This is a genomic window from Halopseudomonas salina, assembly GCF_008641105.1.
In genome coordinates this window covers 241,396-261,879 of record NZ_VTTI01000001.1, presented here as the reverse complement: position 1 = coordinate 261,879, position 20,484 = coordinate 241,396, and the positions used below count along the sequence as shown (strand labels likewise).

General features: G+C 59.7%; 17 protein-coding genes. 9 read left to right on the top strand and 8 right to left on the bottom strand.

Annotated elements, in window-relative coordinates; translation table 11 throughout:
- The first annotated feature begins 12 nt into the window (after positions 1-12).
- The gene (gene gabT / locus FZF01_RS01135) at positions 13-1,290 is read left to right on the top strand and encodes a 4-aminobutyrate--2-oxoglutarate transaminase (protein WP_150276263.1); all 1,278 of its coding nucleotides are present in this window, start codon (positions 13-15) and stop codon (positions 1,288-1,290) included.
- A 189-nt stretch (positions 1,291-1,479) separates the two neighbouring features.
- Here gabT and FZF01_RS01130 read toward each other — a convergent pair whose 3' ends face one another.
- The gene (locus tag FZF01_RS01130; RefSeq protein WP_150276262.1) at positions 1,480-2,976 is read right to left on the bottom strand and encodes a phospholipase D-like domain-containing protein; all 1,497 of its coding nucleotides are present in this window, start codon (positions 2,974-2,976) and stop codon (positions 1,480-1,482) included.
- Between the two features lie 169 nt (positions 2,977-3,145).
- Between FZF01_RS01130 and FZF01_RS01125 the strand changes: the two genes are divergently transcribed.
- Genes FZF01_RS01125 through FZF01_RS01115 form a run of 3 tightly spaced genes read left to right on the top strand, consistent with a single transcriptional unit; the run spans position 3,146 to position 6,286 of the window.
- Complete coding sequence (locus FZF01_RS01125) at positions 3,146-5,710, top strand: intermembrane phospholipid transport protein YdbH family protein (protein ID WP_150276261.1); 2,565 nt, start codon at positions 3,146-3,148, stop codon at positions 5,708-5,710.
- Positions 5,711-5,737: 27 nt separating this feature from the next.
- Positions 5,738-5,929, top strand: coding sequence for a YnbE family lipoprotein (locus tag FZF01_RS01120; RefSeq protein WP_150276260.1), 192 nt, complete (start codon positions 5,738-5,740; stop codon positions 5,927-5,929).
- A gap of 12 nt (positions 5,930-5,941) precedes the next feature.
- Positions 5,942-6,286 (top strand): YdbL family protein, encoded by a 345-nt coding sequence (locus FZF01_RS01115; RefSeq protein ID WP_150276259.1) that lies wholly within the window; start codon positions 5,942-5,944, stop codon positions 6,284-6,286.
- A gap of 19 nt (positions 6,287-6,305) precedes the next feature.
- Here the strand turns inward: FZF01_RS01115 and FZF01_RS01110 are convergent, their stop codons facing one another.
- The 5 genes from FZF01_RS01110 to FZF01_RS01095 all read right to left on the bottom strand — a co-directional run bounded on the left by FZF01_RS01110 (position 6,306) and on the right by FZF01_RS01095 (position 10,585).
- Positions 6,306-6,965: a DUF3047 domain-containing protein gene (locus tag FZF01_RS01110; RefSeq protein ID WP_188434329.1), complete on the bottom strand. Its 660-nt coding sequence runs from the start codon at positions 6,963-6,965 to the stop codon at positions 6,306-6,308.
- On the bottom strand, positions 6,958-7,185 hold the full coding sequence (locus FZF01_RS19370) for a hypothetical protein (RefSeq protein ID WP_188434357.1): 228 nt from the start codon (positions 7,183-7,185) through the stop codon (positions 6,958-6,960). The genes FZF01_RS01110 and FZF01_RS19370 overlap by 8 nt, the downstream gene beginning before the upstream one ends.
- Before the next feature lie 72 nt (positions 7,186-7,257).
- The gene (locus FZF01_RS01105; protein ID WP_150276257.1) at positions 7,258-8,268 is read right to left on the bottom strand and encodes a lipase secretion chaperone; all 1,011 of its coding nucleotides are present in this window, start codon (positions 8,266-8,268) and stop codon (positions 7,258-7,260) included.
- A 72-nt stretch (positions 8,269-8,340) separates the two neighbouring features.
- Complete coding sequence (locus FZF01_RS01100) at positions 8,341-9,273, bottom strand: triacylglycerol lipase (protein WP_150276256.1); 933 nt, start codon at positions 9,271-9,273, stop codon at positions 8,341-8,343.
- A 238-nt stretch (positions 9,274-9,511) separates the two neighbouring features.
- Entirely contained in the window at positions 9,512-10,585 is a 1,074-nt protein-coding gene (locus FZF01_RS01095; RefSeq protein ID WP_223825347.1) for a transporter substrate-binding domain-containing protein, read from the bottom strand.
- Positions 10,586-10,804: 219 nt separating this feature from the next.
- Between FZF01_RS01095 and FZF01_RS01090 the strand changes: the two genes are divergently transcribed.
- Together FZF01_RS01090 and FZF01_RS01085 are read left to right on the top strand one after the other, a co-directional pair.
- Positions 10,805-11,266 (top strand): NfeD family protein, encoded by a 462-nt coding sequence (locus FZF01_RS01090; protein ID WP_150276255.1) that lies wholly within the window; start codon positions 10,805-10,807, stop codon positions 11,264-11,266.
- A 47-nt stretch (positions 11,267-11,313) separates the two neighbouring features.
- Positions 11,314-12,231 carry an SPFH domain-containing protein gene (locus FZF01_RS01085; RefSeq protein WP_150276254.1) on the top strand — a complete coding sequence of 306 codons (918 nt, stop codon included), beginning with the start codon at positions 11,314-11,316 and terminating at the stop codon, positions 12,229-12,231.
- Between the two features lie 81 nt (positions 12,232-12,312).
- On the opposite strand, the gene FZF01_RS01080 is transcribed toward FZF01_RS01085, so the two are convergent.
- Positions 12,313-15,441: an efflux RND transporter permease subunit gene (locus tag FZF01_RS01080; RefSeq protein WP_150276253.1), complete on the bottom strand. Its 3,129-nt coding sequence runs from the start codon at positions 15,439-15,441 to the stop codon at positions 12,313-12,315.
- Positions 15,438-16,685 carry an efflux RND transporter periplasmic adaptor subunit gene (locus tag FZF01_RS01075; protein ID WP_150276252.1) on the bottom strand — a complete coding sequence of 416 codons (1,248 nt, stop codon included), beginning with the start codon at positions 16,683-16,685 and terminating at the stop codon, positions 15,438-15,440. Before FZF01_RS01075 ends, FZF01_RS01080 begins: the two co-directional genes overlap by 4 nt.
- A 196-nt stretch (positions 16,686-16,881) precedes the next feature.
- Between FZF01_RS01075 and FZF01_RS01070 the strand changes: the two genes are divergently transcribed.
- From FZF01_RS01070 to FZF01_RS01060, 3 genes are all read left to right on the top strand, one after another.
- Positions 16,882-18,579, top strand: coding sequence for a long-chain-fatty-acid--CoA ligase (locus FZF01_RS01070; protein WP_223825346.1), 1,698 nt, complete (start codon positions 16,882-16,884; stop codon positions 18,577-18,579).
- Between the two features lie 110 nt (positions 18,580-18,689).
- On the top strand, positions 18,690-19,667 hold the full coding sequence (locus FZF01_RS01065; RefSeq protein ID WP_150276251.1) for a calcium/sodium antiporter: 978 nt from the start codon (positions 18,690-18,692) through the stop codon (positions 19,665-19,667).
- Positions 19,668-19,758: 91 nt separating this feature from the next.
- Positions 19,759-20,475: a VC0807 family protein gene (locus FZF01_RS01060; RefSeq protein ID WP_150276250.1), complete on the top strand. Its 717-nt coding sequence runs from the start codon at positions 19,759-19,761 to the stop codon at positions 20,473-20,475.
- Positions 20,476-20,484 lie beyond the last annotated feature (9 nt).

Here is a 20,484-nt window from a genome sequence, read left to right as displayed (position 1 = left end):
GTGAGGTGAGTGATGAGTAAAAGCAACGAAACCCTGATGCAGCGCCGCAATGCAGCTGTTGCCCGGGGTGTGGGTCAGATTCATCCGGTCTTCGTCGAACGTGCGGAAAATGCCACCGTGTGGGATGTCGAGGGCCGGCAGTATATTGATTTTGCCGGTGGGATTGCCGTGCTTAATACCGGCCACCGTCATCCCAGGGTCATGGACGCGGTCAAACGTCAGCTCGAACATTACACGCACACCTGTTTCCAGGTGCTGGCGTATGAGCCCTATGTGGCGTTGTGCGAAAAACTGAATGCATTGGTGCCAGGCGACTTTGCCAAGAAAACCCTGTTGGTGACCACGGGCTCCGAGGCGCTGGAAAATGCGGTCAAGATCGCCCGCGCTGCCACTGGCAGGGCCGGGGTGATTGCCTTTACCGGGGGCTATCACGGCCGCACCATGATGACCCTGTCGATGAATGGCAAGGTCGCGCCCTATTCCGCGGGTATGGGGCTGATGCCCGGTGGCGTTTATCGGGCCCAGTTCCCCTGTGCGCTGCATGGGGTGAGTGACGCTGATGCGATCGCCAGTATCGAACGTATCTTCAAGAACGACGCCGAGCCACGGGATATCGCCGCCATAGTGATCGAGCCCGTACAGGGAGAAGGCGGTTTTCACGTGGCCAGTCCTGCGTTCATGGGGCAGTTACGCCAGCTGTGTGATTTACACGGCATTGTTCTGGTGGCAGACGAAGTGCAAAGCGGGGCTGGGCGTACCGGCACCTTTTTTGCGATGGAACAGAGCGGTGTTGCGCCGGATCTGACCACCTTCGCCAAATCGATTGCCGGCGGCTTTCCGCTGGCCGGGGTGTGTGGCAAGGCAGAGCTGATGGATGCCATTGGCCCGGGCGGTCTGGGTGGTACCTACGCAGGCAGTCCGGTGGCCTGCGCTGCAGCCCTGGCGGTGCTGGAGGTGTTTGAAGAGGAAAACCTGCTGGCGCGCAGCCGCACCCTGGGCGAGATGATTGGCTCACGCCTGCGGGCGATTGCCCAGGATGACAAGCGTATTGCCGAGGTCCGTGGCCTGGGTGCAATGATGGCCTGCGAACTGTTTGACGACCAATGCCGACCAGATCCGAACCTGGCCGCCCAATTGGTCGCCCGCGCGCGGGAAAAGGGGCTTATCCTGCTGTCCTGCGGCCAGTACGGCAACGTCATCCGCATTCTGGTGCCCCTGACCGCCACGGATCCAGAGGTCCAGCAGGGTATGGATATTATCGCCGACTGTTTCGCGGAGCTCGCAAGCTAGCCACAAGCCACAAGCCACAAGCCACAAGCTACAAGCTGCAAGCTACAAGCTACAAGCTGCAAGCTACAAGCTACAAGCTTCAAGCAAAAGCAAAAGCGGATCTGAGTTTGGGGTTTGGGGTTTGGGGTTTGGGGTTTAAGCTTGCCGCTTGCCGCTTGAAGCTTGAAGCTTGCAGCTGCGCCGAGGGCGCTAGAACGTCGACAGGCCGGTGAACTCCATGAATCGGTAGAGTGCGTAGCGCCAGCGTGAGTGGTCGGCAAAATCCGCGTAGGGCTGGCTGTATAGGTGGCCCTCGTGATTGCTCCAGTTCCGCTCGAATAATGCCTGTGCGCGCTGCATGACAGGGACTTGTGAATCGGCTACCACCCGCGCGCTGGTTTCCAGATTCAGGTCGTCAAGGTTGCGCCTAGTAAAGTTGGCCGAGCCGATGATCATCTCCGCGCTGCCATCGGCCCGTTTCAGCTGGATCCATTTGCGGTGGCATTGCTCGCCGCGGGTGGCACACCAGCGCACGGGAATACCGGCCTCATGCAAGTCCCAGCCGGCCTGACGATTGGGTACGCCGCCTTTTTCGCGCCCGAACGCATCCTTGTTCGGGTCCAGCATCGCACGCACCTTGACCCCGCGGTCGCTGGCGCGCACCAGTGCCTCGATGGTCGGACGGTGGGACAGATAGAACACTTCCATGTCCAGTTGGTCCCCGGCGACGCTGCTGTCGATCAGCGTCAGTAATGCATCACGAATTTTCCCTTCGGTCAGAACCTGCACCAGGGGGCCTTCCGGATTCGCGAGGGCGGGTGGTGGCTGGGGTATTGCAAACGTCGGGGCGTTTCCCGAGAAAGCCATTACCGACATCTCGGTGGCCAGCAGGTCCAATGCCGCGGCGCCGCGCAACACCAGAGCGTTGTTGCTGTGGCGGCTGCTGGCGTCATGGGGGTTGGCCGAGGTCACCAGGCCTGCCCAGCTGTCGCCCTCATCAACGATCAGTGTCTTGCGGTGGTTGGCGCGAAAGTTGAGCAGCGCCAGATAGCTGCGCAGGGTGACATCGCCCTCGCCGACGGGATTGGGTAGCCAGCCGCCTTCGCTGCTGTTCCCGACATGTCGACAGCATAGATGCCAGAGGCCAGACCAGACCGGGTTGGATGCCGGCAGTGCATTGACATCGGACATCACCACGTCGACTCCCGAGGCGCGCAGTTTTTCCAGGTGGGTTGCGGGCAAGCCGCCGTAGAGCGTATTGAACGGATCGGTGATCAGCACGATGGGCATATCGGGATGTTGCTGCCGCGCAGCGAGCAGCGCATCGGTGAGTTGGGCGGTGAGCGGCTGGTAGCTGGACTCGCCCGCAAACTCGTTGTAGAGGAACATGTCCACCACGACCAACTGGCGGGCCTGGGCGATCAACCGCAGAATTTTGTTGAAGACCTGCTGGTCACTGATCCGCTCGTCGCCATTGACAACAAAGGTGCGATCATCAAGCAGCTCCAGTCCCCGGGCCTCGCGCAGCGGAGTACTGACAGACAGGCCTTCGGGCAAGGGCTTGTAGGCCTGAAACAGGCTCATGAGAACCCAGGCGCACAACGCGGCGAGCAGAACCCCGATCAGCGGATGGCTGTGGGTTGAATGACTGCCATTGCCGGTCACGGTTGAAGTCGGTTGTTCTGCCTGCGTCGAAGGATCTGGCATCTGGCGCTCGTTATTATTCTGTTGGTGGGCCGGCATCGAGCAAGAGCTGCTACCCTGCGGTTAGTCGACGCTGGTCTGTTCCGTTACAGGTGGCAGTATAGGGTAACGGCTCAGGCCCTCGCCAGCGGGGCAAGATGTGCAGACAGGCTCGATAGGGAGATTTGCTTTCATGCGTTTGGGAGTTCGGTTGTTGGCAGTCCTTGTCGTGCTGTTGCTCGCGCTCGCGTTTGCCGCGGTATTGTTGATGCAACAACGCCTCACCGCTGCCGGTATCGACCAGTTTGACTGGGCGGGTGTCGGCTGGTCAGACGGAGGGTTGCAACTGGAACGTGTTGCCGGGCGGTATACCGACGCCAGTGGTGCACAGCTGCAGATCCACGCCCGGGCGTTGCGCATCGCCCCAGCCTGGTCGGGAGGGCCGCGCCTCGCTGCATTCCAGGCGGACCATTTGCAGTTGGAATGGCAGCCGACCGCAGCGCCTTCCACCAGTCGCACCCTCAGCATGCCTGACGTCCAACAACTGGCGGCAACACTGCAGTGGCTGCCGTCACGCGTGCTGGCGATTGAACAGCTTGCTATGAGCGTGCCTTGCGGTGAAAGGCGTTGCACGCTCGAGGGTGCGGTGACGATCGAGCGCGAAGCCGCGGCCGGCTTTCTGGTTGACCTTGCCCTGTTGGCAGAGGAAGGCGGCGTTCATCTGCACGGCTATCTGAATAGTGATACAGAGGGTTTGCAGGCGGATCTGACGCTTCGATTAGCCGATCAGCAGGCCGCCGAACTGCAGGCTGAGTGGCTTTACGGTGAGTCGTCGGTGCCCCGTTCCCAGGGCACGTTGACTGTGCCTGAATGGCCACAGGCGGACTGGCTGCTGACCTATGTCGAGCCCTGGCTTGGAGGCGCTCAGTTACCTGTAGGCTCGCTGCCGACGGGGCTGCGTGGCGAGATACGTTGGCTTATGGCGCCCACGAAGCCGCCGCAGACGCTGGCAGATATGCTCTCGGGGGCGGTTGAGCTCTATGCGGCTGCAACGCTTGCCGATGCGTGGCAGATACCGGACCTGGGCGAGGTGCAGGGCGAATTGACTCTGGATCTGCTTGGCGATGCGGGCCTCTGGCAATTCCGCGAGGGTACTGGCCTGCTGATGCTGGAGGCGCTGACTGTGCCTGCCCTGGCGACCCTGCCAGCGCAGGTACGTCCCAGAGCCATCAATCTCAGTGTCGAAGCCCAGGCCGATAGCCAACTGGCCTGGACCAGCCATCTGCCTTTGGTCATTCAATTGGAGGTGGCGGGGCCGCTCACTGCGCAACTGGCGGGTCCCGTGACCATTGCCTCGCTGCCGGAATGGCAGGCACAGTGGGATGCCATGCGTTTACGTGTAGAGGTGCCGAATTATCAACTGGATGCGTTGGATCTGGATCAGTTGATGTTTGATGGCAACATATCCGGTCGCCTGGATGCTCACGAGCTGGCTTTGGAGCTGGGTTCGGGCGCAATGGTGACGCTGGGCCGCGTGCGGCTACAGGACATGTTTGTACTCACCGACGTGCGTGCTGATCTGGCCGGACTCGCGCTGCAGGCTCTGCTTGCAGACCCGGCCGCTGTTGCCGCCAATGGGCCGGTTAGCATCCGCGCCGGACGGGTCGAACATGCCATGCTCAAACCCCAGGGCTGGATCTTGCAAGGCACCCTTGCCCGAGATAACGCCGGCTTGCGTTGGCAGGGCACCGCGGCTTCCGCCAGCGAACTTGGGCTCGCTCTGGGGTTCAATTGGCCGGTCAGCGAGCCCTGGCGAGCGGATGTAAAGCTTGAGTCTACCTTTCTGCGCGCGGGTGATCCCCTTTCGGCAACCCTGGCTCTTTGGCCGGAACTGCTCACTCTCGGTAGCGGGCGGTTGCAGGGCGAGGTCAGTCTGCGGGGTAATCCGGCTATGGAACATGCCAACGGTCACTTGACGCTCGATAACGCAGCCGGTATCTATGATCGCGCTACCTTTCAGAGCCTAAGCACCCGGATCAACATTGATCTTGCCGGGGACAGGCTGCAACTCGATATGCCCACACTGATGCTCGCTGCCCTGGACCCGGGAATCGCCATGGGGCCGCTGAGCGCTGACCTGCATTACTCTGCGCACATGGACAGAGTAGGGGCTGGCCTGCTGAGAATCGAACAGGCGCAGCTGGATGTGCTCGGTGGTCAGGTAAGGTTGGAGCCTGCTGTGCTGGATCTGACTGAACAGCGGCATGCAATGATGGTCGACATTAGTGGGCTGGAACTCGATCGTCTGTTTGAGGTCTATCCGGCCGAGGGCCTTCGCGGAGGTGGGACACTTGATGGCCGCCTCCCATTGACCCTGGTCGATGGCGCGTTGGTGATCGAAGAGGGACAGCTCGGCGCGCGCGAACCGGGGGGCTTTCTGCAATACCGATCGGCCAAACTCGAGGATCTGGCCGAAAGTACACCCGGTATGCGGCAGGTAGCCCTAGCGCTGGACGATTTCCACTATGACCTCCTCAACGCCGATGTAACTTATGGCGAAGGGGGTATACTCGTATTGGGTCTGGAGTTGCAGGGACGTAATCCGGCGTTGCAGGACGGCCGACCGATTCATCTGAATATTCGACTGGAAGAAGACATTCCCGCGTTGCTGGCAAGCCTGCAGCTCAGCGGCAAGGTAAGTGAAATCATCCAGGAGCGGGTCAGGCAGCGGCTGCTCAAGCAGCCCGCGGATCCATGACACCCATTGTCCGAAGGAGTCACCAGCATGCGATGGCATCTGTTACCGGTTATGGCACTGACGATCGGGTTATTGGCGGGTTGCACCCCTACCGTCAAGGTCCAGGCTCCCACCGAGCCAATCAATATCAATCTGAACGTGAAGATCCAGCATGAAATCTACATCAAGGTAGATCGTGAACTGGATGACCTGTTCAGTGAATCCAGTGGCTTGTTCTAAGAGGGCGATAACATGCGCATGAGTATTCGGTTGTTACTACTGGCCGCAGCCCTGCTGGTGGCTTCTCCTACCTGGGCCCTGAGTCTCAATCAGGCGATGGGCGCTCTGCCCGAGGCCAAGGCTGCGGGTTTGCTGGGCGAACGCCCGGATGGTTATGTAGGTGTGGTCAGCCCGGGGGGCGATGCGGCGGAGATTGCCCGGCTGATCAACGAGGCCAGGCGAGCAGAGTATCAGCGGCTTGCGGCGGAAAACGGCATCAAGCTGCGGGACGTCGAAGCAATTGCCGGCAAGAAGGCGCTGGAGCGCACTCCCTCGGGTCAATATATTCAGCTAAATGGCGTCTGGATGCCCAAGTAGGGGGCACAGCCAGGGCTATTCAGTCGCTCTCGGGCAGCCAGTTGATGTCACCGTACCAGCCGGTGATCGGCTGGCCGCTGTCATCGCAATCGGTCATGATTGCCAGGCCATCGATGGTGTCGAGTTCCACGCCATGCAGGTTCGCGAAATCTTCCCGTACATTGCGTCGCTCTGTAGCAAATTGCCGGTCAGATCCTTTGGGAGCGCCGCTGCGCAGTGCCAGAATCTTGGCCTGACCGGCATAGGCGTTGTCCCACACCGCGCCAATGGCCTGATTGCTCGACCAGACGTAATTCACGGCGCGGGTACGCCAGGGCAATAACCCGCCATCCTTTACCACATAGAGCCGTACCGGATAGTCATCGCCGCTCTTCTTTGTTTCGTCTATCCCTGTGAATACCTTTTCAATTGCCCAGGACCATTCCAGAACCGGCGTCTTTCGCAAGTCAATGGACTGCTCCAGATAGAGGGCCGAAGCAGCGTTGCTACAGCTTGCCTGGAGTGCGGTCGTACCTGCGTATTGGCCTAGTTGGTACTCGGTGGGTGCGGCAAAGTCACGGCGTTCCCATTCGAGCATGTCGGCCGGAGATACAGCCGTCATCCCATGGGCCAGACCGGCGCAGAGACTGGTCAACAGCAGCAGGCCCTGCCAGCCTGTTGGCCGGGCAGGGTTAAACACTGCCCGGCTCTTCGTCGGTTTTTGCCGGCGGGTTTTGCTTTGCTTTGGCCTGCTCCTCGGCGCGGAATTTCTCCCAATCTTCCCAGTCGTGTGGCGTACCGGCATGGGGTCGACCCGGATGCAGGGCGCGCTCGAGTGACTTGCCGCGCAGACTGGTGTCCTTGAGGTCATCATCGTCGCCATCAAGACCGTACTTCTTGAGAAATTCGTCCGCGCGCATGGGCTTGCTCCACCAGGTCAGGTTGTAAACTCAGTATGCGCGCCCGGTAAAAAATTGTGGCTGCAAGCTGTTTCAGGGTCTGTCCAGGTTCTCGCTGTCAGCGTTGTCCACAAGGGATGTCAGACGCAGTCGCTCGTTTGGGGCAAAACGCTGTGCGGCCAATTCCTCGATCGCCTGGTCTTTGTCCGCTTCAGCCAGCCCGGGGTGCTCGACAATTGTCCGGCGCTCGGCGTTGAATTCATCCACCCGCTGACGCCACTGCTGGCGCTGGGCATCCAGGGTTTCGAGCCGGCCAGTAGCTTGCGGCCCCACCAGCGACATGCGCAGTTCGCGGATCCGGGCCGCATCGGCACCTTGCGCTTGCAGCGTTTGCGTCTGTTCGGTCAACACCTGATGGATCTGCGGCACCAGTAGATCCTGCATATCCTCCGGCAGGCCCTGACGCAGGCTTTCAATCATCGCGCCCTTGTCTTCAGCAGGGATGTTGGCGTCGTGCATGATGGCCAGACGCGCGAGGCTGAACTGATCATATATCTCTTCGGCGGCAAAAAACGCCCGGTGCGCCTCGGCGCTGAATATCTCGGCGCGCAGCCGTTGTACCGCGTCACTGCGGGCACGTATTCCATCGATATCAGCGATGACCGGGTAGGCCTGCTCAAGCTCGACCAGTGCTGTCTTGTACGCTATGTAATCATCCAGCAACGCCAGAGCCTGGGCTAATGCGGGCTGTTGCAATTGGCCACGCAGATGCTGACGGATATTGGCGGTGGCCTGCTCGAAGCTGACTTCGCCCACCGTGGTGTAGTGGTAATCGAACAGGTGACGAAGCTGTTCGGTAATTAACAGGTTGCCCTGCTGATCGACTTCGAGCATGCCGTCCACTTCGGTCCCCTGTTGTGATGCGGCGGCCGGGGGCGGAAGAGATTGAGCGGCCTGTATAGTAAGCAATGGCGGTGTTACAGGTTTGGATACAGGGGGTGCTATCTCGGTCGCGACCTGTTCAACGGATGGTTTGGGAGCCAGATAATGCCAGCCCAGCAGCAAAGCGGCGACCAGAAAGGGCGCATATATAAGGAATCGCATCGACTCTCCGCACAGTCTGAAAGGGTTTGGAGTAGCGGCCGGCCCGGGGTGGACCGACCGCTTTTCGCAGGTTTACAGGCCTGCGTTGCGCAGCCGGTTGGCGTGCTGCCGGTAAACCGATACCGGGTTGGTCTCGAAGATGCTGGTCAGACCGAACATCTGGTTGACTTCATCAAGGTGATTCATCCGATAGTTGTCGCGGATCACCATGCCCAGATGCGAACTGCAGCGCCCTACCAGGCCATCATTGGCTTCAAAGCCGAAGGTCAGGGAAGTAGCCCCAAGCAGTGCATCCGACACGTCAAACACGTTGGTGAGTGGGCTGGTGCCACCCCAGGAGTAGTACCGCACGCCATTCACGGAATAGGCGCCCTGACCGCAGGCACTGGTTGGCAGACCCTGGGGGAAGCGCGCATTGAACCGCGCCGCACCCACCGAATTCAGTGACTCCAGCGTACCCAGAGCATTCTGTGGGCTGCTGGTATTGCTGCCAGACAAGAAGTTGATCAGCGAGCCCAGACCGTTGACGATGCCGGCCAGCATGGCTTCTCCGGCAGAACCCTCAGGCACATTGCGGATAAAATCCGCGGCCTTGGAGCCCTTATGTGGTGCGCCCACGCTGGTGACTGAGGCAACCAGATCCGGCCGCACTGCTGCAACGTAGCGGATTGTCGGGCCACCATGGCTGTGGCCAATCAGATTGACCTTCCTCTTGCCGGTGATGGCAACGATGTCTTCCACCTGGGCAAGCAATTGTTCACCGCGCTTTTCCGAGGTGTCGAGCTGGCTGACGGTAGTGCTGTATACGCTGGCGCCGCCGCTGCGTAGGGCGGAAGGAATCCCATACCAGTAATTCACGCCCAGCAGTTTGTCGAAGCCGAGCATGCCGTGGGTAAGCAGAATGGGGTATTTGGTCTGGGTGTAGCCCGCTGCCTGTGCCTGACCACAAATGGCCACGGTGGCGACGATACCCAGGGCGATGGATAGCCGGGTTTTTCTGTGCATTGATTGTGTCCTGTGTCTTGAAGCATTGTTTTTCTTGTAAGCGACAACATCTGACATATCGCTGGAGCAGCATAGACACTGGGCTGTGGGAGCAGAAGGTGAGCAGGCGCTGGATGTGCTTCTGACTTGTCCGCATCTTTTATGACCGAATAGTCGACGGCTCTGACTCGCCACCATTCATCGAATTTATCCGATGAATGGCAATTCAGAGTATCGATTTAACCTTTTTATAGCTCGCTCAACGCCCCAGATAGCGCTGTAGCAGGGTTTCCCATTCCGGTGACTCGGTTACCCGTAATACCTGCTGGGCAATCGCCGCGCGGTTCGGGCTGCCGCTGGGTAGTGCGAAGGCGTACAGCTGCTGTTCGAAAACGGCTGGCAGAATATCCAGGCGATGGTTGCCAAGCTGTTGGTTGCGATACTGCATCAGCGCTCGGTCGTAGACGACAGCATCGACCTCTTCGCGGGCGACAGCCTGCATGGCGGTTGTCAGATCAGGATAAGTCTCGTGGCGGATTCGCTCCTCCTTGAGAAAGCGGGCGCTGGCGGTGTTGGCAATGGTTGCTACGGTATTGCCAGGCAAATCAAGGGGGCCCTCAATATGACGTTGCAGGTTGCTCACCGTCAGTGAAGAGGTGATTGCCGCGGTGAAGCTGGCCACCATGATCAAGCCAGCAAACATCCATACCAGGGCGATCAAGCGACCGGGAAGCGACGTGGGCGCCTTGTCACCATAGCCGACGGTGGTCATGGTGACGGCTGCCCACCAGAAGCTGGAACCGATTCCTTCAATCGGCGTGCCACCAAACTGTTCGGGGTTGCGACGCCTCTCGACCAGCCAAAGCAGGACGCCGACAAAGAGCAGCAGCAGGCCCAGGCTGCCTATCAAGCTGGCAAATTGCCAGGTGAACAGCGCGCGAAAGCTTTGCCACAATCCTCCGGATGGGTTGTGCGGGACACCTATCGAGAGGCCTGTCTGGTAGAACGGATGGGCGAAGTCGAAGCGTGACTCACGGTCAGCGGTCATGGTCAATGCCCCGACAGCAATGTCAACATTGCCGGATTCCACGCCGTCGAGAAGCTGCTCGAAGCTCAGTTCAACGAACTCATAGTCCTGCCCCAGGTCCTCGGCTATGGTGCGCCACAGGTCAATGCTGATGCCCTCCCAATTCCCATCGGCGTCGGTCATCACAAAGGGCGGCACTGCGGTGATGCCAACCCGCAGGACAGTCTCTTGGGTCTGTGCGTTTGCCGGCATGGAGAAGCTGGTCAACAGTGCGAAAACAACGAACAAAAAACGGTTATACGGCATGGGCGGGTTCCTTGAGGCTCTTTAAGCAGCATAACAAATCGAGTCCCCCAGGCCACCCCGGCCGACTTCGCTCTGGAAGGGTCTCTTGGCCGAGCCTTAGAACAGGCATGCGGGCCGTAGATCGACACTCCTTTTCCCCGGAAACATGATCAGAGGGTTTCGCTGGCCACAATCTGATAATCTCATGCCACCGCAACACAGTTACACAGGAGCTGTATCATGCTGGAGAGCACTTTTATCAACGGATATGGGTTCTGGCTGTTGTTTGGCCTGGCCTTGCTTGCTTCCGAGTTTTTCGTTCCAGGCCTGATCGCCGCATTTTTCGGAATTGGAGCCCTGTTGGTCGGTTTACTGACCCTGATGGGCGTAGTGGAAACCACTCCGGTACAGTTGAGCCTGTTTATCGCATTCAGTCTGGTGGCTCTGTTCGCCTTGCGCCGACACTTCAAGCGTTGGCTGCAGGGTACCGAAGAAGACCTCGCTGTAGCGGACCAGGATGATGCCGGCTTTATCGGCGCGCGGGTCGAGGTTTTGTCCGATTTCGCTGATGGCTTTGGCGATGTATTGCTCAACGGGGCGAAATGGGATGCCGAGTCAACCGAGCACCTGCGCGCGGGTGAGCATGCCTGGGTCGTTGGCCACCATGGCATCGTACTCAAATTGAGTCGTCAGCAGCCTTGAAACCGACTGTATTGTCATCCCCTTTCACACCCTGAGGAGCATTTTATATGGACATAACCACCATCATTTCACTGGCGATTCTCGCCCTTGTTGTTATCGCACTGGCCAAGACGGCAAGGATCGTGCCCCAGCGTTCGGCGTTTATCGTCGAGCGGCTGGGCAAGTATGCCAAGACCCTGGAAGCCGGTTTTCACATACTGGTGCCTTTTGTTGACCGGGTTTCCTACAAGCACACGCTCAAGGAAGAGGCGATCGACGTACCCAGCCAGGCGTGTGTGACCAAGGACAACATTCAGGTGGTAGTCAATGGCGTGCTGTATCTGCAGGTGGTCGATGCCAAGCTGGCCAGCTACGGCATCAACGACTATCGGTATGCCGCCATGCAGCTGGCACAGACTACTTTGCGTTCGGTAGTGGGCAAGATCGAACTGGACAAGACCTTCGAAGAGCGCGAAACCATCAACACCCAGGTGGTGCTGGCGCTGGATGAAGCGGCCAAGCCGTGGGGCGTCAAGGTGCTGCGTTACGAGATTGCCGACATCGAGTTGCCGGCCACCATCCTTGATGCACTGGAAAAGCAGATGCGTGCCGAGCGGGAAAGGCGCGCCGTTGTTGCCCAATCCGAAGGTGAGCGGGAAGCCAAGATCAACGTCTCCGAAGGTGTGAAGCAGGAAACCATCAACCTGTCAGAGGCCGACAAGCAGCGCCAGATAAACGAAGCTGAAGGTCGTGCTCGCGAGATTGAGCTGATTGCCGAGGCGACTGCCGAGGGCCTGCGCCGCGTAGCGGAGGCGATCAACACCCAGGGTGGCAAGGATGCGGTCGCGCTGCGCGTTGCCGAGCAGTATGTGCGCGAATTCGGCAAGCTGGCCAAGACCAACAACACCATGATCCTGCCGGCCGAATTGAGCAATATCGGCGCCGCTGTGGCAGCGATTACCAAGACCATGGAAACAGTCAAGTAAGCATGCTCTGAATGTGCCCTGTGGGGCCAGACATGTGAACATCAGAAGCCCCGCTATTGCGGGGCTTTTTCGTTTACTGTCTTACACGGGAGATGCACTACGCCTATGCTTGAAGCCCTCGAGAACCGACATCAGCGCCGGAATCACCAGTAGTACCAGGGCGGTTGAGAAGCCCAGGCCAAAGGCGATCGAGGTTGCCATGGGGATAAGGAACTGAGCTTGCAACGACGTCTCGAACAACAGGGGCAGCAGGCCGCCGATGGTCGTCAGCGAGGTCAGCAGGACCGCACGCAGGCGCTGCACGACCGCCTCGTTCAGCGCTTCGTTGATACCCAACCCGGTCTTGCGCTGGTGTTGATAGAAGGTCACCAGAATGATCGAGTTGTTGACCACGATGCCTGACAGGCCGAACAGTCCGAACAGCGACAGAATTGTCATGTTCAGCCCCATTACCCAGTGGCCGAGCAGCGCACCAACCAGCGCCAGGGGTATGACCGCCATCACGATCAGCGGCGTGCTCCATGATGAGAATACCCAGACCAGTACGGCGTACATGAGAATCAGGCCGATGATCAGGCCCGTGCGCATGTCCGCCAGGGTGTCACGCTGATCGGCCGAGCGACCTTCAAAGCTGTAACGCACGTTGTACCGGGTGGCCAGGGCCGGGAGATTTTCCTGCAGGCTGGCGAGTACTTCACCAGCGGTTGTCTGGGTGGAGTCCAGGTCAGCGGTGACTTCTACCGCGAGCCGGCCTTCGGCATGGCGAAGCGCATCGAAACCCTGGCGGCTATCGAACTGTGCCACCTGGTTCAGAGGCACGAAGCGACCATCATCCAGGCGGATCGCCAGATCATTCAGGCTGGACAGGTGCTCGCGCTCTTCGCGGGGCAGTTGGACGCGCACTTCTATCTCATCAGACTGCTGCTGGTAGATCTGCGCAAGACGACCGTCATAGGCCGCGCGCAACTGACGCCCCAGGCTCTGGGTGCTCAGTCCCAGGGATTGGCCATAGGGCGTCAGACTGTAGACCAGCTGTTCTCGGCCCCAGGGCATGTCGTCCTGAGTGCTGATGACGCCCTCGATCCCGCCTAGCATGACCCCGACCGCGTCCGCGGCGTCCTTGAGCTGGGTAGGCGTGTCGCCGGTCAGCCGCACATTCACATCCTTGCCGGGCGGGCCGGAGGTGCGTTCGGTAATGACCAGCTGGTCGATTCCAGCGGGCATGCGGATCCGCTCTCGCCAGGCGCGGATGAACTCGCTGTTGCGTATCTCGCGATGGTCCGGTGACACCAGCTCTACCAGAATGGATCCCAGTTGATCACCCTTGCGACCTGCGCCGGCCGAGCCAATGGCCTCACCGCGACGCACGATCGCGTTTTCGATCATGCGCGTGTCAAAGGATGCCTCGGTGGCGTTGAGGGTTTCCTGCAGGTGGTCGACAAAGCGGTCAACCTCGGCCCGCGGCGTGCCGGCGACGAAATTGGCGTTGGCATAGATAACCTGCGGCTCGGGGGTAGGGAAGAAACTGAAGCCGATCCGCCCGCCGCTGATCAGGCCGATGGTCAGAATGATGCTCACGAGGGCGCAGGCCAGTGTGGCTCCCCGATGTCTGAGCGTGAGCTGAGAGAAACGCCGGAAGCGACCTTCGCGAAAGCGGTCAAAGTGGCGATCAAAGCCCTGACGGATGCTGTCCACGCGTCGACCACCACGTTGCAGCACACTGTTACCGGTACTGACGACTGCCGGTTTGAAGGCCGAACGCAGGTGGTGGGGCAGCACAACGAAACATTCCAGCAGCGAGGCGATCAGCACGCAGATCATCACCACCGGAATGTCACCCAGAATATTGCCGAAGATGCCGCCTACGACCAGCAGCGGCATGAAGGCGGCAACGGTGGTAAGCGAGGATGCCACCACCGGCCAAAGCATGCGGTTGGCAGCCCCTTCCGATGCGTAATCGGGATTCTCGCCGCTGCGAAAGTGCGCGTCGGCATCCTCGCCGACCACGATGGCATCATCAACGATCACGCCCAGGGCCATGATCAGCGCAAACAGCGAGATCATGTTGATTGAGCCGCCAATTAGCCAGAACACGCCCAGTGCGGCCAGAAAGGCAGTCGGAATGCCCACAGCCACCCAGAGGGCAACACGGCCGGGTAGGAACAGATAAAGCAGCAGCAGGACCAGCACCAGTCCGCCAACGCCGTTATTGACCAGTAGGCCAATCCGGTCGTTGATCAGTTGCCAGGCCTGATCATAAACATTGATGCTGATGCCCGGCGGTAGCGTGGGTTCGACCTCTTCCAGCCAGTCACTGAGAATCTCGGCAGAAGCGAGCGAGTCACCATCTTCGGCACGCTGCAGCGCCAGCTCCACGGCGGGGTAGCCCTGGTGATTGAGCTCAACTTGGTTGCGTCTGGCTTCCTGGCGTACCTCCGCTATATCGCCCAGACGGACATAGTTGATCCCGCCCAGGGCAACCGGCAGGTTGGCAAACTCGTCGGGGCCGCGACGCTGTTCGATCGCCCGCAGCTCCCGCGCAGCATCTTGCTCGCCCGCAAGGCCGGCCGGCAGGTCACGTGATTCTGCGGCTACCCGGTCAGCGATCTGGTCCAGCGACATGCCCAGTTGCTGCAACTGCTGGTTGGGGACCTCGATACTGATCTGCTGTTCAGGCAGCCCGTAGATCTCTATCCGGTCAATGCCGCGGCTGAGCAGTTCGCGCTCATAGCGATAGGCCAGGGCGCGAAGCTCATGGTCGGAGTAGGGACCGTAGACCAGCAGGGTCGCGATCGGGTCGTAGCGGGCAACGCGCGATACCTTGGGTTCTTCGGCATCGGCAGGCAGGTTGCGGAATTCGTCGACCCGTTGACGGGTGTCGTCCACCGCGACTATGGCGTTGACGTCCTCGTTGAACTCCAGGGTAATGCTGGAAATGCCCTGGGCTGAGGTCGAGGTCATCGACTTGAGATTTTCCAGACTGCGCAGGCGCTGTTCAAGAGGCTGGGTGATTGCCTGCTCGACATCCTCGGCGGCGGCTCCGCTCCAGACCACCTGGACGGTCACAAAATCCAGCGCGAAGGTCGGGAAGAACTGGATGTTCATGCGCATCAGACCCAGCACGCCGGCCATCAGCATGATCAGCATGACCAGGTTGGCAGCTACCTTATGGCGTACGAAAAAGCCGATCGGGCCTGTCCTCCGGCTCATTGCGCAGACTCCGCTGCAGCATCGGAGGTGGTGTCGACTTTCAGGCCCTGCATGGCGTTAGGCAGGTGAGTCGTGATGATCCGCGTCCCAGGGGTCAGGTCGGGAGCCCGTACCAGCAGCCAGCGCTCGCCGTTCTCCATCAGCGTCTCGCCGATGCGCTCCACGTCGATGTGCGCCATGCGTCCATCTTGCAGCGCATACAGGGTACGGTTGCCATACAGGGCGCTGTAAGGCACGGCGATGCTCTCGGGGGCCGCGGGCTTGGGTACGCTGATCGCCAACAGGTTGCCCAGGCGCAGACCAGGTGCAGGCTGGTCGAGCACGAAGATGGCTTCTACCCCGGTAGCGTCGGCCTGTCCGGCAATACGTTGCAGGGTCATGGTCAGCTCTGACTCGGTTTCCAGGCTGCGGGCGACCAGTTTCTGCCCCTGCGCTAACGCTCGGGTGAAGTCCATGGCGTGGATCTGTGGCAGGGTAGCGCGAAGCTCCAGTCCTTCAACGGGATAGAAGTCCAGCAGGGCCTGATTCTTGTTCACCTGATCTCCTGGTGCGGCCTGGACTTCGGCCACAACACCGCGAAAGGGTGCCGTAAAGCGACTACGCTCGGCATCACGTTGCGCGGCCTCGAGGCTCGATCGAGCCCGCTCGACCCGTGCCTGCAGAGCGGCCAGCCGGGCTTCATGGCTCTGGATGCTGCGCTGGCGAACAGCCATAGTGAGTGATGCCCGTTCTGCCAGGTCCTCGGCGCCTTCCAGCTCGGTGCGCGAAACGAGTTCACGCGCGACCAGTTGCTGAACGCGTTCCAGTCCCTTGCGCGCGTTATCCAGAATGCGCTGTTCCAGTGCCAGTGCCTTGCGGTCATTGGCGTGCTCGATCTGTTCCCTGTCGAGCTGAGCGCGGGCGTCAGCCAGGTCCGCTTCGGCCTGCCGGGTCATGGGTTCTATGTCACGCTCGTCAAGAGCGACCAGCAATTCGCCTTGCTCAACCGTCTGACCGTCGCGTGCCGGCAGCTGATCAACGCGGCCAGCCATGGGCGCGACCACGGTGAAGCGCCGTGGTGACTCCAGCTGGCCATATAACGTGAGGCTCGGCTGGCGAGCCCCGGGATCGATCACCATTGTCTCGACACGCCAGGTGCGCTCCTGCGGAGTAACCGGTTCCGGTACTGATCGGGTGGCCTTGAGGAGGATAAAGCCGATAACGCCGATAACAATGATCAGCAGGGGAACGAGGCGCTTGCGCATGATGTGTCTCTGCGGTGTATTTAGCTGCCCTGTATAGCCTGCAGGGGCTGTTCACGGCAAGGGCCTGGATTGCAAAAGAGTGTTGCCCTGCCTGTATCGGGATATGACTGGATATATGTCGGGTGGATAGGTATTCCCGTGGGGCCATGCAGGGGGTAGCTTTGACACATAAAGACAATAGTGGGGGAAAGTAATAGTGAATACCGACATGCGCTGGTTGAAGTCTTATCCGGACACAGTGAAGTGGGACGCGCCGCTGGCATTGCGGCCCGTCTGGGAGCTGCTGGAGTTGGCAGTCAGGGACTATCCGGAGAATCCGGCGATTGATTTTCTGGGCCACAAGCTGACCTATCGCCAGCTCGATTCACTGGTAGCGCGCTTTGCCTGCGGATTACAGCAGCTCGGCGTGCGGCCGGGCGTCCACGTGGGTATCTACCTGCCCAATTGCCCCCACTATTTCATCGCCTTTCTCGGTGTATTGCGCGCCGGGGGAACTGTCGTCAATTACTCACCCCTGGACGCAGAGCGCACCCTGGCGCACAAGATCGAAGACAGTGAAACCGACATCATGGTGACCCTCGATCTGGCGGCGTTCTATCCGAAGATGGTTACACTGCTGGATAGCACGCGCCTGAAACAGCTCGTGGTAGGTCAGCTGACCGAGTTCTGCGCAGAGGTCAGCGAATCTCAGGCGGGCCAGCTCGGCCCGGCTGCCGAGGTTGCCTACAACGAGACCTGTCATTCGTTCGGTAAGCTGCTGGATAACGCCGGCGATTATAAGGCTTATCCCATTGATGACCCCGCCACTGCCCTGGCAGTACTGCAATATACCGGTGGCACGACCGGTGCGCCCAAGGGTGCGATGCTCACTCACGCGAACATCACCGGCTCCTGCGCGCAACTGGAAGCCATTCTGGACAGCTCCCTCGAGGCCGGTCAGGAGCGCGTACTTGCAGTCTTGCCGCCTTTTCATATCTATGCACTGATGATCAATATGATCTTCAGTCTCCGGTTGGCTTCGGAGGTGTATCTGCACCCGCGATTCGACGCGGAAACCGTATTGCGCGAGATCGCCGAGAGCCGTATCACGACCTTTCCCGGTGTGCCTACCATGTTCATCGGGCTGCTTGCCCATCCGCTGACCAGTCAGCTGGATCTGACTTCATTGAAAATGTGCAACTCTGGCGGCGCGCCCCTGCCGATCGATGTGCAGCAGCGCTACCAGGATGTGGCTGGCTGCGCTCTGCGTGAAGGCTGGGGCATGACAGAAACCACGACCAGCGGCACCTTCACGCCCAAGGAAGCCGAACCCCATCCGGGCTCATGTGGCCTCCCGGTCCCTGGCTCGCGCATTCGTATAATGCCGCTGGACGGTTCGGATCAGGAGCTGCCAGTAGGTGAGCGAGGCGAAGTGTGCATTGCCGGGCCGAACGTCACGGCCGGTTACTGGAAGCGCCCGGACGCAACAGCTGAAGCTATGACCAAGGATGGCTTCTTGCGTACCGGGGATGTCGGTTACATGGATGAGGGCGGCTGGGTGTATATCGTAGACCGTACCAAGGACATGATTTTGTGCAGCGGATACAACGTTTATCCGCGGACTATCGAGGAGGCTATCTACGAGCATCCAGCCGTTGAGGAAGTCTCGGTGATCGGGGTGGATGACCCATACCGCGGCCAGGCGCCCAAGGCGTTTATCAAGCTCAAGGCCGGTGCCCAGGTGTTTGATTTTGCCGAACTGCAAGTGTTTCTCGAATCCCGGCTGGGCAAGCACGAGCGCCTGCAGGCAATGGAGATACGTGACGCATTGCCGCGAACGCCGGTAGGCAAACTTTCCAAGAAAGAACTGGTCGAAGAGGAGCGTCAGCGTACGGCGACTATCAGCGCGGGTTGAACCAACCACCCGCGCAGGACCCCTGTGCGCTGCTGCTGCAGCGCCCTATTATCCGGCTCAGCTTTATCGGATAATGCGGTCCTTCTTTTCTTGCCAGGGTGTACACGCTCATGTTGTTAGCGCTACTTGCCGTTGTTGCCGGTCTGGTCCTGTTGGTCTGGAGTGCAGACAAGTTTGTTGATGGTGCGTCGGCGACCGCCACCCATGCGGGAATGCCACCGTTGCTGATCGGTATGCTTATCATCGGTTTCGGCACCTCCGCCCCCGAGATGGTGGTGTCGGCACTTGCCGCCTCCCAGGGCAATCCAGGCCTGGCGTTGGGTAACGCCTACGGCTCGAACATCACCAACATTGCATTGATCATCGGGCTGGTGGCGATCATCAGTCCGATCAGTGTGCATTCGCAGGTGGTGCGCAAGGAGTTGCCAATCCTGTTGTTAGTAACGCTGCTCGCCGGCTACCAACTGATGGATGGCAGCCTTAGCCGCAACGATGCCTGGGTGCTTCTGGGCGCCTTTTTCCTGTTGATGGGCTGGTCTATCGTTGAAGGCATGCGCGGCAAGGCTGATTCGCTGGCCTCTGACTACGATAACGAACTCAAGGCCAATGCCATGCCATTGCGTCTGGCCCTGATCTGGCTGTTTGTGGGGTTGGTGCTGCTGATCATCAGCTCGCGGGTGCTGGTCTGGGGCGCGGTGTATATTGCTCAGAGTCTGGGCGTGAGTGACCTGATCATCGGTCTGACCGTCGTGGCCATTGGTACCTCGCTGCCAGAGTTGGCGTCGGCGCTGGCAGCGATTCGCAAGAACGAACACGATCTGGCCCTGGGTAATGTGATTGGTTCAGGGCTTTTCAATACCTTGGCTGTGGTGGGTATAGCGGCGGGCATCATGCCGCTGGCAGTGGAGTCGGTTGTGCTGTATCGCGATTGGGTAGTGATGTTCGCGCTGACGGTCGCTCTGTTACTGATGGCCATGACCACGAAAAAGCGCGCGGGCAGAATCAATCGTATCGAGGGCGTCGGGCTGGTCACCGCCTACGTCGGTTATACCGGCTATCTGGCATGGACAATCATTTCCGCAGTCTGACCAGGCGACAACGGTCGGTCGGATCCATTGGAGCTATCACAGTGTCGCCATGTATCATGGCAACGAACCCTGCAAACCATTGTCGAGACCTATGACCGAAGCCACCCCCGCACGACCCGTACACAAACCGCGTCCAATGGTAGACCTGCTGGTCAGCATCGTGATCCCCTCGGTCATTCTGATGAAGTTCAGCGCTCCCGAGCAGTTGGGCGCCAACCAGGCGCTGGTATTGGCGCTGGCGTTCCCCCTGGGCTGGGGGCTGTTCGAACTGATCCGCTACCGTAAATTCAACTTCATCGCGTTACTGGGTCTGATCAGTGTTTTTCTGACTGGCGGGATCGGCCTGATGAAGTTGGATCCCCAGTGGCTGGCGATCAAGGAAGCCGCGGTACCCGGCCTGATTGGTATTGCTGTGCTGGTCTCGACCAAAACCCGTTATCCCCTGATTCGCACCATCCTCTACAACCGCAAGGTGCTCAACGTCGATCTGATCCATGACCGTCTGGCCGAGCGCGGGCTGGTGGACATCTTCGAGCTGCGGTTGCTCAAGGCGACCTATTTTCTTGCCAGTACCTTCTTCTTTTCGTCGTGCATGAATTACGTTCTGGCCAAATGGATCGTGGTCAGCCCCGCGGGTACGGCGGCCTTCAATGAGGAGTTGGGCCGGATGACCCTGGTCAGCTATCCCATGATCGCCATTCCCACCATGATCATGATGATTCTGATCATGGTCTACCTCTGGCGCACCATCCATGGCCTGACCGGGCTGAAGATGGAAGAGATCATGGTGCAGCAGGGCAAGAGCTAAGCCGCAAGC

What these genes read in the sequence shown, in the direction of transcription:
- FZF01_RS01120 (WP_150276260.1), top strand. Translation starts at nt 5,738, where the DNA reads ATGCGATGGCATCTGTTACCGGTTATGGCACTGACGATCGGGTTATTG.
- FZF01_RS01100 (WP_150276256.1), bottom strand. Translation starts at nt 9,273, where the DNA reads ATGCACAGAAAAACCCGGCTATCCATCGCCCTGGGTATCGTCGCCACC.
- FZF01_RS01065 (WP_150276251.1), top strand. Translation starts at nt 18,690, where the DNA reads ATGTTGTTAGCGCTACTTGCCGTTGTTGCCGGTCTGGTCCTGTTGGTC.
- FZF01_RS01115 (WP_150276259.1), top strand. Translation starts at nt 5,942, where the DNA reads ATGCGCATGAGTATTCGGTTGTTACTACTGGCCGCAGCCCTGCTGGTG.
- FZF01_RS01130 (WP_150276262.1), bottom strand. Translation starts at nt 2,976, where the DNA reads ATGCCAGATCCTTCGACGCAGGCAGAACAACCGACTTCAACCGTGACC.
- FZF01_RS01075 (WP_150276252.1), bottom strand. Translation starts at nt 16,685, where the DNA reads ATGCGCAAGCGCCTCGTTCCCCTGCTGATCATTGTTATCGGCGTTATC.
- FZF01_RS01060 (WP_150276250.1), top strand. Translation starts at nt 19,759, where the DNA reads ATGACCGAAGCCACCCCCGCACGACCCGTACACAAACCGCGTCCAATG.
- FZF01_RS01095 (WP_223825347.1), bottom strand. Translation starts at nt 10,585, where the DNA reads ATGCCGTATAACCGTTTTTTGTTCGTTGTTTTCGCACTGTTGACCAGC.
- FZF01_RS01105 (WP_150276257.1), bottom strand. Translation starts at nt 8,268, where the DNA reads ATGCGATTCCTTATATATGCGCCCTTTCTGGTCGCCGCTTTGCTGCTG.
- FZF01_RS19370 (WP_188434357.1), bottom strand. Translation starts at nt 7,185, where the DNA reads ATGCGCGCGGACGAATTTCTCAAGAAGTACGGTCTTGATGGCGACGAT.
- FZF01_RS01090 (WP_150276255.1), top strand. Translation starts at nt 10,805, where the DNA reads ATGCTGGAGAGCACTTTTATCAACGGATATGGGTTCTGGCTGTTGTTT.
- FZF01_RS01125 (WP_150276261.1), top strand. Translation starts at nt 3,146, where the DNA reads ATGCGTTTGGGAGTTCGGTTGTTGGCAGTCCTTGTCGTGCTGTTGCTC.
- FZF01_RS01085 (WP_150276254.1), top strand. Translation starts at nt 11,314, where the DNA reads ATGGACATAACCACCATCATTTCACTGGCGATTCTCGCCCTTGTTGTT.
- FZF01_RS01080 (WP_150276253.1), bottom strand. Translation starts at nt 15,441, where the DNA reads ATGAGCCGGAGGACAGGCCCGATCGGCTTTTTCGTACGCCATAAGGTA.
- gabT (WP_150276263.1), top strand. Translation starts at nt 13, where the DNA reads ATGAGTAAAAGCAACGAAACCCTGATGCAGCGCCGCAATGCAGCTGTT.